12 protein-coding genes are annotated in these 14,109 nt (G+C 37.8%); 8 read left to right on the forward strand and 4 right to left on the reverse strand.

What is annotated here, in order from left to right:
- The first annotated feature begins 376 nt into the window (after positions 1 to 376).
- Complete coding sequence (locus DLK05_RS00850) at positions 377 to 913, forward strand: hypothetical protein (protein ID WP_127342076.1); 537 nt, start codon at positions 377 to 379, stop codon at positions 911 to 913.
- A gap of 128 nt (positions 914 to 1,041) precedes the next feature.
- Positions 1,042 to 2,346, forward strand: a complete 1,305-nt coding sequence (locus DLK05_RS00855; RefSeq protein ID WP_127342077.1) for an IS1380 family transposase — start codon at positions 1,042 to 1,044, stop codon at positions 2,344 to 2,346.
- 302 nt (positions 2,347 to 2,648) lie between these two features.
- Here DLK05_RS00855 and ovoA read toward each other — a convergent pair whose 3' ends face one another.
- On the reverse strand, positions 2,649 to 4,784 hold the full coding sequence (gene ovoA, locus DLK05_RS00860) for a 5-histidylcysteine sulfoxide synthase (RefSeq protein WP_127342078.1): 2,136 nt from the start codon (positions 4,782 to 4,784) through the stop codon (positions 2,649 to 2,651).
- A 165-nt stretch (positions 4,785 to 4,949) separates the two neighbouring features.
- On the opposite strand from ovoA, the gene DLK05_RS00865 reads away from it, so the two are divergent.
- Positions 4,950 to 5,198 (forward strand): GlsB/YeaQ/YmgE family stress response membrane protein, encoded by a 249-nt coding sequence (locus DLK05_RS00865; protein WP_127342079.1) that lies wholly within the window; start codon positions 4,950 to 4,952, stop codon positions 5,196 to 5,198.
- 75 nt (positions 5,199 to 5,273) lie between these two features.
- Here DLK05_RS00865 and DLK05_RS00870 read toward each other — a convergent pair whose 3' ends face one another.
- Together DLK05_RS00870 and DLK05_RS00875 are read right to left on the reverse strand one after the other, a co-directional pair.
- Positions 5,274 to 5,591, reverse strand: a complete 318-nt coding sequence (locus DLK05_RS00870; RefSeq protein ID WP_209319634.1) for an antibiotic biosynthesis monooxygenase family protein — start codon at positions 5,589 to 5,591, stop codon at positions 5,274 to 5,276.
- Positions 5,588 to 6,535: a hydrogen peroxide-inducible genes activator gene (locus tag DLK05_RS00875; RefSeq protein WP_127342081.1), complete on the reverse strand. Its 948-nt coding sequence runs from the start codon at positions 6,533 to 6,535 to the stop codon at positions 5,588 to 5,590. The genes DLK05_RS00870 and DLK05_RS00875 overlap by 4 nt, the downstream gene beginning before the upstream one ends.
- A 244-nt stretch (positions 6,536 to 6,779) precedes the next feature.
- On the opposite strand from DLK05_RS00875, the gene DLK05_RS00880 reads away from it, so the two are divergent.
- The 5 genes from DLK05_RS00880 (at position 6,780) to DLK05_RS00900 (ending at position 12,978) form a co-directional block, all read left to right on the forward strand.
- The gene (locus DLK05_RS00880) at positions 6,780 to 7,484 is read left to right on the forward strand and encodes a 5'-methylthioadenosine/adenosylhomocysteine nucleosidase (protein ID WP_127342082.1); all 705 of its coding nucleotides are present in this window, start codon (positions 6,780 to 6,782) and stop codon (positions 7,482 to 7,484) included.
- An 8-nt stretch (positions 7,485 to 7,492) separates the two neighbouring features.
- The gene (locus DLK05_RS00885; RefSeq protein WP_127342083.1) at positions 7,493 to 7,972 is read left to right on the forward strand and encodes an S-ribosylhomocysteine lyase; all 480 of its coding nucleotides are present in this window, start codon (positions 7,493 to 7,495) and stop codon (positions 7,970 to 7,972) included.
- 100 nt (positions 7,973 to 8,072) lie between these two features.
- Positions 8,073 to 8,522, forward strand: coding sequence for a DUF3592 domain-containing protein (locus DLK05_RS00890; RefSeq protein WP_127342084.1), 450 nt, complete (start codon positions 8,073 to 8,075; stop codon positions 8,520 to 8,522).
- 181 nt (positions 8,523 to 8,703) lie between these two features.
- Positions 8,704 to 10,680 (forward strand): peptidase U32 family protein, encoded by a 1,977-nt coding sequence (locus DLK05_RS00895; RefSeq protein WP_127342085.1) that lies wholly within the window; start codon positions 8,704 to 8,706, stop codon positions 10,678 to 10,680.
- A 183-nt stretch (positions 10,681 to 10,863) separates the two neighbouring features.
- Positions 10,864 to 12,978 (forward strand): M3 family metallopeptidase, encoded by a 2,115-nt coding sequence (locus DLK05_RS00900; RefSeq protein WP_127342086.1) that lies wholly within the window; start codon positions 10,864 to 10,866, stop codon positions 12,976 to 12,978.
- Positions 12,979 to 13,217: 239 nt separating this feature from the next.
- Here the strand turns inward: DLK05_RS00900 and DLK05_RS00905 are convergent, their stop codons facing one another.
- Positions 13,218 to 13,802 carry a TetR/AcrR family transcriptional regulator gene (locus DLK05_RS00905; RefSeq protein ID WP_127342087.1) on the reverse strand — a complete coding sequence of 195 codons (585 nt, stop codon included), beginning with the start codon at positions 13,800 to 13,802 and terminating at the stop codon, positions 13,218 to 13,220.
- Between the last annotated feature and the right edge of the window lie 307 nt (positions 13,803 to 14,109).

Consider the following 14,109-nt stretch of genomic DNA (forward strand, 5'->3'; position numbering starts at 1 on the left):
ATTCTTCAAGTTAAAAATCCATCTATCGCAAGTCTGTGAATTGTGACACTTCCTGTGACACTACCGGCAAAATGCTCTCGATGTTCAGAATATGGAAAAAACCGTTGGCAAAATGCTCTCGTTAACCTGAGTTGGCAAAATCCACATGGCAAAATGCTCTCGTTGATCTGAGTTTGCAAAATCCACATGGCAAAATGCTCTCGTTGACTTGAGTTGACAAAATCCATGTGGCAAAATGCTCTCGTTGGCCTGAGTTTATAACCGCCAAAACGATTTGTACACAAATTTAAATCAAATTGTGCAAGAAAACACACACCGACACCATTAAACAAAAATAGTTACCTTCACTTAGTATAAACCTAAACACATTATACTAATGGAATGGACAGAGTTACGCATTGAAATGGCTGATTGTGAACTTAAAAGATTTCACAAGGAAAAAGGTAACCCAATAACGCTTAATCCTGGAAGAGGCGTTCAAAAAGAAAAATATAGTTTGATATCGACTGAGGATATTAAATTTGTGGGTGAAAAATTAATAAAACTAAATCTAATCGAAAACTCGCCCTTAATCACCAACAAAAATATATACATCATTACAGACTTTGGAAAAGAAATAGTCAGAGACTATGATCACTTTTCTAAGTTCCTTGCAAAACAGGAGCGTAAAAAAAAGAAAGCAAATAGACAGAGGTTATGGGAGGTATTCATTAAATATGTACGTGATTTCAATGAAATTGGAAAAGCAATAATATTAATTGCTCCAGCCGTTCTGTTTGTTCTTTCAATATTCTTTAGCGAAGAGATAACAAGTGCTAAGAACCAAATACAGGAGTTTATAAAACCTGACACACCAACTCAACAAACCACCACAACCGATACAATACAGAACCCAATAATAAAGGGGCACTAAGCCCCCCACCTGCCGCAAGTCTGTGCCTAAAATCCGCAAGTAAAAGTGGAAAAAAGATGTAAAACTTGCTATTTCAAAGCTTTACATCTTTGATTTTTTCACCTAAATTGGTGATAAAACCTCGCACTATGAAAATACAACAAAGTTCTCATTTATCCCCATTTGGTGGTTTAAATTTTGTACTTGAAGAATTTGAAAATCTACAAATAAATGAAATCTTAGATGCTAACTTGCCTAAGTTGGCAACCAATAGCTATTACACATGGAAAGATCTGATCTATTCTTTCTGGTCCATTTATTTTTGTGGAGGGAGTTGCATTGAAGATCTTAATGACAATTTCAAAAACTTTCTTAAAGACACTCCGTTTATGCATGTTCCAAGCCCGGACAGGATACTCAGCAGATTCAAAGATCTATCAAAACCAAAATATACATGTAAAACCAAACGCGGAAAAGCCATTAATGAATTCAGTGAAAATACAAATTTGAATTTACTTAATATCAGACTATTGAAGAGGATTAATCCAGAGAAATATTTAAGACATGATTTGGTTCTAGATTATGACAACACAATTATTTTTACAGAGAAAGCTGATGCGAAAAATACATATCTAAAAGCATATGGTTATCAGCCTGGAGTTGCAATTATCGGTAGTGACATTGTTGGAATTCAAAATAGAAACGGCAACAGCGTAGCCTATGCCCTGCAAGAGAAAACTTTGGAAATGATGTTTGAAAATCTCAGGTCAGAGGGAATAGCGGTAGATTCATTCAGGGCGGATAGCGCTTCCTACAAATTCGATATTTTAAATGTTGTGAATCGCTATGCCAATAAAGTGTACGTTCGTGTGAAAATGAGGCAAAGTATTTATCAGGTAATTAACCAAATAAGCAACTGGGAAGAGATTAAGACCACAGATGGAAGAACCTTATTTCGGGGCTCCTCGAAATTCACACCTTTCAGGAAGACTGCAAGGGAAGATAACAAAAAAGACTTGCTAAGAGAATATAAGATTGTTGTCACCAAAGAAAACAACCTGGATGGTCAATTAAATGTTTTCACCAATGAAGCATGTGTTTACAGTTGTATTATGACCAATGATTTTGAAAAGTCAGATGATGACATTGTTTTCTTTTATAATCAAAGAGGCGCTATAGAAAGAGAATTTGATGTATTGAAGAATGATTTTGGTTGGAAACACATGCCTTTTTCTAAACTTGAACAAAACACAGTGTTTTTGTTGCTTACAGCAATGTGCCGGAACTTATATGGTTATATTATTCATAAATTCTCAAAGATTTATAAGTATTTGAAAACAAACTTTAGAATCAAGAAATTCATTTTTCGATTCGTGTGTATTCCTGCAAAGTGGATAAAGCACGCAAGGTGTAAACAATTAAGGATATATGGCAAAATTGCTTTTAAAACGTAGAATTTGCCTACCAATCGAATAGCCACTACAATTCTACTTCTCAATACCGGTAATCCAATTGTATTACCGAGTATGCCTGTAATACCTCATAATGAGCACCCAACAGGATGCAAACTGTGTTTTTCAATTACGATGAATTCTCCGAAGTGATTTTTAATACTTTTAAGCCTTATTTATGAAATAATCAATGTAAAATGGTATTTAGTGAGTTACTTGCGGATTTTAGGCTGTGACTTGTGGCTTCTATACCAACACTACATCAATCAATCCTTTTCCTCCAGTACTTTCATGCGTTGTAATGCTTATATTTTCCGCCATACCGTCATTTGCGCTATGGTATGCTGAAATTTTCGGGAGGTCTCGCGAATTACAAAAGGAATGTCTTGAGGTTCGTGTATTAGCACCATCTGGTCCTTTAAGATTTCTTTCAGACCTTCCAAGGTACTATAAGGCTCACCATCTTTTCTATAGCCTCCTACCCAATATGCTGTATCGGTAAATTCCTCTAACCAAGTGTAAGGCGAAGTAAGCACCAACAAACCGCCACTATTAATTCTGGAAGGAATATCCTGCAAAAACTTAATTGGATTGTACAAACGATCGATTAAATTTCCGGCAAACACCAAGTCATAACCCGTATAAAGTGCTTTCAAGTTACAGGCATCGGCCTGAAAAAATGCTACCTTATCGCTGTATGCATCTAAACCAAAAGTAGCTAATTTTTTCTCCTGATAAGAAGTCAGTTTGCCTTCTTCCTGTCTTAGGTAATTTAGTTTACCGCTTTCCTTTAATTGGGTACCTATACGTATAAAACGTGCCGAAAAATCCAAGCCAGTAACTTTATCGAAATAGCGTGCCAGTTCAAAAGTCATTCGTCCGGTGGCGCAGCCCAAATCCAGCGCTGTATTTTTCTTACCAGCATCCAAATCTTCTTTTATCAATGCCAAACATGCTTGGGCAAAATTAGGAATATCAAAATACTCCTCTCCATACTGGAACTCGCAATATTGAGCAACCAATTCATCTGTTTCATAGTAGTCTGCCTGAATTTCCACCTCCTCTTCCGATTCTATATAGCGGAATCCGGCATGCTGGAAAAAGTGTCTGCGAAAAGCATATCGCGAATCCCGTATGGCAAGATTCCCTGTAGAAACCCACGAGCCACCCTTAATCAAGTTGTGTTTGGCATCGAAAGTTGGGGTGGAAAAATCATCGTAGTAGGGATGAATCTCAAAACCATCAAGACCCGAAATTGGCATCTCGGTCCACTGCCACACATTACCAATTACATCATAAAAGCCATTAAATGCGAACTGATCTACCGGACAAGAAGACGCGTAATGCTCCAGATTAATATTACCCGGAGCCTTCTCCCAATCAGGCTGATCGGGAATATTTAAGGAATCGTGTAAACGATAATATTCGGCTTCGGTAGGCATGCGAACTTGCTTTCCGGTTTTGGCCGCTTTCCAATTGCAAAAAGCTTTTGCCTCCAAATAATTCACTTCGGCTGGCCAATTCCAGGGCATATCAATCTCCTCCAGCATGCATCTTAACTTCCAGCGCTCTCCCTCCTTCTTCCAAAATACAGGATATTCGCATTGCTTATAGCATACCCAGCTCCATCCTTCGGCAGTCCACCATTTTTCTGTTTTGTATCCTTCCTCCTCCACAAATTCAAGGTACTCTTGATTCGACACCAGATATTTGGCTGCCTTAAAAGCAGAAATCTGATCAGAATAAGATCCAAATTCGTTATCCCAGCCATATAAAGGATTCTCCTTTGTTTTTCCGATAGATACACATCCGGAAGCTACCGGAAGCAATTCATTTTTAGGAGCATTTCCTGCAAACTGGCAAATCGGAAATAATGAATTTTTCCTCACTGAAGAGAGAGGAAGTTCCCGAATAAGAACCGAGGAGGTTTCGATATGAATCCGTTGATGCTCTATTCCCATCAATAGAACCCAAAATTGGGAATCCCATGTGATAGGCATATTTAATGGAAGCGATTCAATAAGTAATTCTACCAGGCTTTTAGCTTTATCGCGATAATTGTGCACAGCTTGTACATCTGGCCAGTCGTAGTGTTTTTCGTTCAAATCGTCCCACGACATTTCATCCACGCCAACAGCAAACATCGATTCCAATTTAGGATCAATTCTTTCGCTAATAATTCCGGCAAGAATAAGCTTATTGATATAAAAAGTAGCAGTGTGCCCGAAATAAAATATCAAAGGATGGCGCAAAGGATCGGCTCTCTGATAAAAAGCATCTTTACTGCTTAAGGAATCGTATAACCGCTCATCTAGTTCCCAGGTGGCTTGAAAATAGCTCAATATTTCTGCTCTCTTCTCTTCCAGTAAACCTTCGTTTAAAATTGGTGTCTTGGTATTTAATATATCCTGATCGTTCTTACTTTTAATTAGTTTGCTCATAAGAATAACATTAAGGTATGGCGATAATTCTACAGCATGGAAGTTAATCATTTTTCAGACTCTATCTGAGTGTTTAGGAGCGGTTTTTACTTTAAAAATAAAAACGGATATGCATATTATTTTGTTTTTTAGTATCTTAATTGCTCATTCTTAATAGAACACACTATGCATTATCTTATTTTTTTACTCATTGGTTTAGTTGCTGGTTGGTTGGCAAGCATCTTAATTAAAGGACGTGGATTTGGTATTTTTATCAATATGATTTTAGGCGTTATTGGGTCTTTTATTGGCGGCACTGCCTTTGGATTGATGGGAATTCAGCTCACCGGTTTTTTTGGATTACTAGTCTCCGCCACTGTTGGAGCCATTTTTATTATTTGGGTAGTCGGTCTCTTTTCTCGGGAGAAAAGCTAAAACAGACTTAATCTGCAGATGGCAATCACCAATCCATTCCTGATAACAGTTCCCAATAGCGAACATTGGGAGCTTTTACTTTTCAAAAAAGTAATCCGTTTCTACCTTGCAAATACGAACAGCATACTTGCTATACCATTTCGATTTGCCAGATTTTTGAGCCATTTGGTGTTCTGTATTATGCTTCCAGCTGTTGATTGCCTCCAAACTCTCCCAATACGAAACCGTAATTCCCAATTCACTTCTGGCTGATTCCACACCTGAAAATCCTTGCTGCTCTTTCGCCAATTCTATCATCCGGTCGGCAGTCTCCTCGTATCCCTGATCTCCTTCCGTTCGCACCGAAGTAAATATAACTGCATAGTAAGGGGTTTTCATAGTTTTCGCAATCATGATTCCATAAAATTAGTTTTGACAATATCCTTATGCTCCCCGCTAAGCATCTGTTTGGGAATACACTCTTTTATAACCTTGCCAATCGCCTCCAGCAAATTTAGTCTTACCTCACTCTTCAAGCTCACCATGCTAATCTCCCGAACCCGTATTTTACCACTAATATCCTTAATCATCTCCTCCTGATCTGCGGGAATCATGAGTGTAGAAAGCTCCGGTAAAAAAGTAATGCCACCTTTATATTCTACAATCCTTCGCAAGGCATCAATATTATTACTTTCGTAGATAAAGGGACCTTCCTTTTTTATATCAGTGGCACAGATATTCGTCACCTGATCCATAAAGCAATTCCCCTCCTGAAGCATCCATATATCTTTAAAATCGAGCTCTTCAATTGCAATCTCTTCCCGATTAAACAAAGCATGCTTTTCCGATACATACAAATAGAATCGCTCATAAAACAGGGGATGAAATTTCAGATTACTCTTCGATGCTATCGGTGTAGAAATAATTCCACCATGAAAACGACCATCCTTTAAACCTCGTAGAATCTCTTCGGTAATAGCCTCCTTAATAGTAAGTCTTATATTAGGATATTTTTGGTTCAATTCATTCAGGAACAAGGGAACCAAAAAAGGCGAAAGTGTTGGTATAATACCCAAACATATATCTCCCTGAATCTCTTCGGATAGTTGTAAAGCAAAATCCTGCAAATGTTTCGATTCTGTAACAAGACTTTGTGCCTTCTCCAAAAACAAAAGGCCATTGAGCGTTGGTTCTACCTTCTTGCCCGATCTGTCGAACAGCAAAATTCCCATTTCGTTCTCCAGGGCCTGTATTTGCAAACTAACAGCAGGCTGCGATACTCCCATTGATTTGGCAACCCTGCCATAACTTCCCAAGCTACCCAATGCCAAGGCATATTCCAGTTGTTTTAAAGTCATGTTATTATATTTTCTTATTCAATCACCAAAGTTAATTAAATGTTCTTATACCGATAAGTTCTTTTACCAGATATTCATTTCGCCTACTCCTTCTTCTCTGGTTTGGAAAGCGGATAACAATTCCCATCATTATTTTTTTATCAGCTTAAGGCAAAAGCAGCATTCTTTTATAACTTTGGCATTTCAAAACAGCAGATCGGGAATATTCCGAATATGCTGCACAGATCATTTGACATTTATAGACATGAGAATAGGAATAATAGGAGCAATGGAAATCGAAGTAGTACGACTTCGCGAACTATTGTCCAATAGAGCAGAACAGCAAAAAGGAGGATTTGTATTCTATACCGGAAATCTAAAGGGAGTGGATGTTGTTCTACTTCAATCAGGAATAGGAAAGGTAAATGCAGCAATAGGAGCTGCAATACTCATCGATACTTTTCAGCCTGATTTTGTGATTAATACCGGGGCCGCCGGAGGATTTCCATCCGATTTAAAAGTTGGCGACATCGTGATTTCACAGAAGGTCTTGCATCATGATATGGATTGTACCGTTTTTGGTTACAAAGCTGGTCAGGTTCCGGGAATGCCCGAGCATTTTGATGCCAACGCCCAATTAATTGAGCTGGCAGACAAAAGTATTCATAGACTTACCAATTTGCAGACCAAGATCGGAACTATTCTCACTGGCGATCAGTTTATGAACGATCCGAAAGCAACCCAACGCATTAAGAAGATGTTTCCTGATGCCGATGCTGTAGAAATGGAAGGTGCTGCCATCGCCCAGACCTGTTATCAATTTCATATTCCTTTTGTGATTATCCGATCTATTTCAGATATTGCAGGTCAGGAGAATGCGGTAGAATATGAAGAATTTGTAGAGACTGCGGCCATTAATTCTGCCGATATGGTTATGGAAATGGTTCGTGAGTTGGGAAATAAGAAATAAAATCAGATATGGAAAAAATAGCAAGTTTTACAGTCGATCACAATAAACTAAAGCGTGGAATTTATGTATCCCGCAAGGATAAAGTGGGAGCTGAAACCTTAACCAGTTTCGACATCAGAACCAAATTGCCTAATCAGGAACCAGCAATGGATATTCCTGCCATGCACACTATGGAACATTTGGGAGCTACCTTCTTACGCAACCATAAAACCTGGGCCGAGCGCACCATCTATTTCGGACCAATGGGATGTCGTACCGGTTTCTATTTGATCTTTCAGGGGGATTTAAATTCTACCGATATTGTAGATGTTACCAAAGAGATGTTTGATTTTATGGCTTCCTACGAGGGGGAAGTCCCGGGAACCAATAAAATAGAATGTGGTAACTATATGAGTCACGATTTGCCAATGGCAAGATGGGAAGCAGAAAGATACAGAAGAGAAATTCTGGAAAATATAAGCGAAGAAAATCTAAACTATCCTGAATAATAGTAATTCAGAAAAAAATTGAAGGCTGCTCCATTCGAACTTAGCAGCCTTTTTTTTATGAAAAATTCATTACTTTTATCGGGAAGTCAATCTCAAAACTATGAAAGATTCCGGATGGAAGTTTTTTTTAATCACGATTCTTATCGTTCTGATACCTGTTTACGGGAATTGGAAATTACTTCTCCATGGAGAGAAAACCCAGGGCACGGTAGTGAAAATGGCTCAGGACAATCTGGGACCACTCCTCTCCTTTTATGCAATCATAGAGTTTCAGACAGACGGAAATAGCTACACTTTAATGGGACCGGAGAATGTGAAATATCCTATTGGGAAAAAATTCACGATCCTCTTTCGCCCGGCACAACCCGATGATGCCATCATTTTCTCGGCACGTGGAGTGTATTTCAATAAATATACTCCTGTTGCAGTAGTGCTTTTCATTTTATGGATTGCTTTCTATCTTAGTTTTTGTCCCAAAAGCAAAAGAAGAAAATCGGTGAAAGATAGATTTATCAGAGAAGATATTTCTCACAAAAAGAAGCTTCTTTAAGAAAATACATCATCGTACTCAGGCTTTTTATACATTCTGCACCCAATCCTCCTCCTTTTATTTGGTTATTATTATTCCTGCTTGTTTCTAAACAGGTCGATTTACACCTATTTTTCAGCGCCAAAATAAAAATTCCACGTTTTTCAATTCTATCTTTGCAATTAGAACAAATCCTTGAATTATGAATAAACCCGAATTGCTTTTACCGGTTGGAAATCCGGAAATGTTTCACGCTGCAATCAAAGGTGGTGCAGATGCTGTTTATCTCGGCTTGCGACAATTTAATGCGCGCGGACGAGCCAGCAATTTCACCACTGCGCAGCTGCAAGCACTCCTGAAATTAGCCAAAAAGAATCATATCAAGGTATATCTTACCTTGAATACGGTAATTAAAAATGCGGAACTTTCTGATATGCTCGACATGTTGAACCTGATTCAGAAGACAAGTATTAGTGCTATCATTATTCAGGATTGGGGCGTGTATCATTTGGTAAAAAAACATTTTCCGGATATCACCATCCATGCGAGCACTCAAATGGCTCATCACAACTCATTGGGAGCAATCTATTGTAAACAGAAGGATTTTGAGCGTGTGGTAATGGCAAGAGAATTAACGCTTGCCGAGGTTCGGGAAATTAAAGAAAAAAGTACGATCGAGTTGGAGATTTTCATGCATGGCGCACTTTGTTATTCTTTTTCGGGAATGTGCTTATTCAGCAGTTTCATTGGTGGATGTGGAGCTAATCGTGGCTTGTGTACACAACCCTGTCGCAGACTTTATGAAACCGGAAACGAAAATCGATATGTATTCAGTTTAAAAGACAATCAGGCAGTGGAAGTCCTTCCTCAACTCATGAAAATGGGAGTGGAATCTATTAAAATCGAAGGACGATTAAAACCTGCAGAATTTGTTTATAATGTGGCGAAAGCCTATCGCGAAGTAATTGACAATAACGACCTAAAAACAGCAAAGGAAATTCTTGCCTATGATATGGGCAGAGAGAAGACAGGTTATTTTCTCGCTGGAAACGTTGATAAGGCAATTACAGAGAATACCAACACAGGTATTTTAATCGGGATTGTGGAGAAACGAAACAGAGAAAGCATATTGTTTTCCTCCAGCTATGAGATACAAACCGGAAACCGTATTCGTTTTAAACAACAAAACGGAGAAGCACAGAAGGCGGTTAAGGTAAAGGCATTCCAAACTCTTGGGAAGGGAATGTATCAAATCGAAGCAGGAAATATTATTGCTCAAAAAGGCGATCAAGTCTATTTGGCCGGACGCATGCAGGAAAAATTCCCCAATAAATTCAGGGAGGAAGGCAGAGCCTTTCAAGCGAATATGCACAAAGCCGAAAAAGCAAAAATCTTAAATAATATCGGATCAAAAAATATCCCCCGAAAGGAACAAATATATGTTCGCATTGATTCACTGGCCTGGCTTCGCAAAGTACAATTGAATGAAATTGACTGTCTGATTCTGAATCTCAAAAAATCGGAGTGGAAAGAATTAAAATGGGAAGTTCCTTTTCTTCAGAAGAATGCACACAAAATACACATCGAATTGCCCAAATTTATATCCGAGAAGGAGATTCCTTTTTACAAAGACTTATGCAAATTGTCCATGCAAAAGGGATACTCCAACTTCATGATTAGTCACCTTTCCCAAAAGCTTTTACTGCCTCCCAAGGCAAGAATATCCTGTAACGAGAATGTATACCTTTTCAACGATGCTGCAATAGCCCATCTTCGAACAGATAAAATAAATCTATACACCTATCCACAGGAAAATGATTTGGAAAATCTTCTACTGGGAAAAGATCGTTTTGGCATTGTCCCCCTATATTTCTACCCTCAACTATTCTACTCCAGAATGCCGATTAAGACAGGTAATGATAACGAACTTATCGACGATATGCAAGGCGAGTATGAGAAAGAACTACGCGACGGCATCACCATTATTTACCCAAAACATCCGGTAAGCTGGGTGCAACAAAAAAACAATTTGTATAAGGAAGGATTCCGAAGGTTTCTGATGGACTTAAGTCATGAAAAGCCATCTTCCAATGCTTTTAAACGCCTGATGAAATACTACCAACAATCGAAGCAGGTACAACCATCCACCAGCTTTAACTTAAAGAAAGGTTTGAAATAACAGTAATCTGTTCACAGTAACCAGATAACAATAAGCACTTCATAAAGTCCGCTACAAATCTAAATAATAAAGATTAACACTATGAGTATGTTTCAAAACTTGCTTATACACAAAGCCAGTCTTCTTGTTTTTTACTAAATTGGCGGGCAATATTAAAATATTACTAACACTAAAACAAATAACGTGAAAAAAACATTCCTTTACGTTCTTATTGCAGGCATTGGATTCACTGCTTGTAACTCGAACAAAAGCGAGCAAAAGACGGACAATCCATTTTTTGCTACTTACAACACTCCTTACCAAACTCCCCCTTTTGATTTGATTAAATTCAAACATTACGAGCCTGCATTTACAGCAGGAATGAAAGAAGGCAGAGAAGAAATTGAGGCTATTGCCAACAATACAGAAGCTCCTACTTTCGAGAACACGATCGAAGCAATGGATAAATCAGGACAATTACTTTCCAAAGTAAGCGATGTCTTCTTTAATCTTACCGGATCGGATACCAATGATTCCTTACAGGCATTATCCAAAAGATTGGCTCCTGAGTTGACAAAATATGAGTCGGATATTAAATTAAACAAAAAGCTATTTGTAAGAATCAAGGCTGTTTATGACCAAAAAGACAGTTTAAAGCTTAGTGTAGAAGGAAACACTTTATTGGAAAAAACTTACAAGTCATTTATTCGCGGTGGTGCCGGTTTAAATGCAGAGCAAAAAACCAAGCTTCGTGAAATTGACGGGAAACTAGCATTACTTACCCTTCAATTCGGTGAGAATTTATTAGCAGATAACAATGCCTTTGAAATGGTAATCGATAATGAGGCTGATTTAGCAGGACTTCCTGAATCGGTGAAAGCAGCAGCAGCAGAAACAGCAAAAGAAAAAGGCAAAGAAGGAAAATGGGTTTTTACTTTGAATAAACCAAGTATGATTCCTTTTCTACAGTATGCCAGCAATCGTGAGCTTCGTAAAAAGATTTACATGGGTTATGTAAGCCGTGGCGATCACAACGATAAAAACGATAATAAAAAGGTATTAAACCAAATCGTAAACCTTAGAGCAGAACGCGCTCATTTGTTCGGATTTAAAAACCATGCAGCATATATTCTGGATACAAACATGGCAAAGAATCCTGAAAACGTAATGAATCTGCTGAATAAACTTTGGGTTGCTGCACTTCCAAATGCGAAAAAAGAAGTGAAGGAAATGCAGAAAATCATCGACAAAGAAGGTGGCAAATTTAAATTGGCTTCTTACGACTGGTGGTATTATTCAGAAAAAGTAAAGAAAGCAAAATACGATTTAGATGAGTCGGAATTGCGTCCTTATTTTGAGTTGAACAATGTTAGAAACGGTGCTTTTACTTTAGCCAATAAATTGTATGGTATTAAATTCGTAGAAAGACACGACATCAGTAAATACAATAAAAATGTACAAACCTGGGAAGTTCAGGAAGCAGACGGCACTCATATTGGTATTTTCTATTTAGACTATTTTCCAAGAGCTTCAAAAAGAGGTGGCGCCTGGATGAACAGCTTCCGCAAGCAATCTGGCTGGGGCGAAAAAGATGCGGTTACACCAATCATTTGTAACGTATGTAATTTCACCAAGCCTGTAGGCGATCAACCAGCTTTATTAAGCGTTGACGAGGTAGAGACTTTATTCCACGAATTCGGTCACGCCCTTCACGGATTTTTCTCAAGATGTAAATACAATACCTTATCAGGAACTGCTGTTTCCCGCGATTTTGTGGAATTCCCTTCACAGGTAATGGAAAACTGGTGTATGGAACCTGAAATGCTTGCTTTATATGCAAAACATTACAAAACAGGCGAAACTATTCCTTTGGAATTGGTAAAGAAAGTGCAGAATGCCGGTAAATTCAATCAGGGATTTGCAACCGTAGAATATCTTGCGGCTTCTTTGTTAGATATGAAATACCATACTTTAACTGAACCTAAGGATCTTGATGTAGATAAATTTGAAGCAGACTATTTGAATTCTATTGGTTTGATTCCGGAAATCTATCCTAGATATCGTTCTACTTATTTTGCTCACATTTTCAGCGGTGGATATTCTGCTGGATATTACGCTTATATCTGGGCAGCAGTTTTAGATTCAGATACATTTCAGGCATTTAAGGAAACAGGTTTATTCAATAAAGAAACTGCAAAATCCTTTCGTGATAACGTGCTATCTAAAGGAGGTACTGAAGATCCAATGACATTGTACAAGCGATTCAGAGGAGCAGAACCAAGTATCGATCCTCTTTTGATTAAACGAGGTTTGAAATAAGTAATACAATTAATAAATAAAAAATCCGGTTCATCAAATGAACCGGATTTTTTATTGCTTGTAACATTTAAACAGAACTATAATTCATTTTTGTGTCATCCTGAATTTATTTCAGGATCTCAATATCAAATAAGAACAGATTCTGAAACAAGTTCAGAATGACGACTGATTCTTTTTCGGATATCCTCATCCTATTCCTTTCAATTTTAAAAACTAAGCCTTATTGCACCGCGAACTGTTTACTCTTCATATTCTGCAGCCCGAATATACATATTCAGAACCTTATGCTCCATATCATGCAATGGATATCCTTCGGGTTCCAGCACGTAATTCATAGCAATACCATCTAACATCGAAGCCAAAAAACGAGTCTCCATTTTCGGGTTCTCGGCTCCACTATCAGCAAAATAATTAATTAGCAGTTCCAGTAGCGGACTCACAATTCTCACCAATTCATTTTTATAAAGTGGCACAACACCTGGTTGCAATCTTAGGGAGTAAAATTGTCTTAAAAAGTCAAGATTTTTCTCTAGAGATTCAAAGTAGTCTTCAATAAAAAAAAGCAATTCCACCTCCATAATCACCCCATCCTGATTGGGATCAATACTATCAAAAAACAAATGGAAAGCCTCGCCCACGATGGTGTGGAGCAGATCTTCTTTGGTTTCAAAATAACGGAAAAGAGTATCCTCTGGAATTCCTATCTCCTGAGCAATGACAGCTCCTGTTGTAGTAAAGTAGCCATCTCTCACAAAAATTTCCAAAGCCTTTCTTAAAATCTCTTTTCTCTCCTCCTCGATTGGTATTTTATTTCTAACAGCCATAACAGTAGATTGTAAGTTTATCGACCTTGTTTCGATCTAAGTTACAATACAAAAGTAATTGACTCCAAAAAATATTTTTAGTCAGCAAATAACAACCAAGCGATAAGTGAGAAAATATACGTGATTTTTACGGGGTAGAAATTAATAGATAGGGAAAGAAAAATTGGAAGTTTTTTACTTGTTTACAGGGGCTGCTGCATCCATTTCATTGCAGCTTACTAAAAAGTAAAGAAACAAAGTTAAAACTCCTTTAATTTATTTTGAACAGTTTCAATATATCCATAATATATAGACACAAAAATAAAAG

The organism is Ancylomarina longa (assembly GCF_003996985.1).
In the GTDB taxonomy this organism is placed as follows: domain Bacteria; phylum Bacteroidota; class Bacteroidia; order Bacteroidales; family Marinifilaceae; genus Ancylomarina_A; species Ancylomarina_A longa.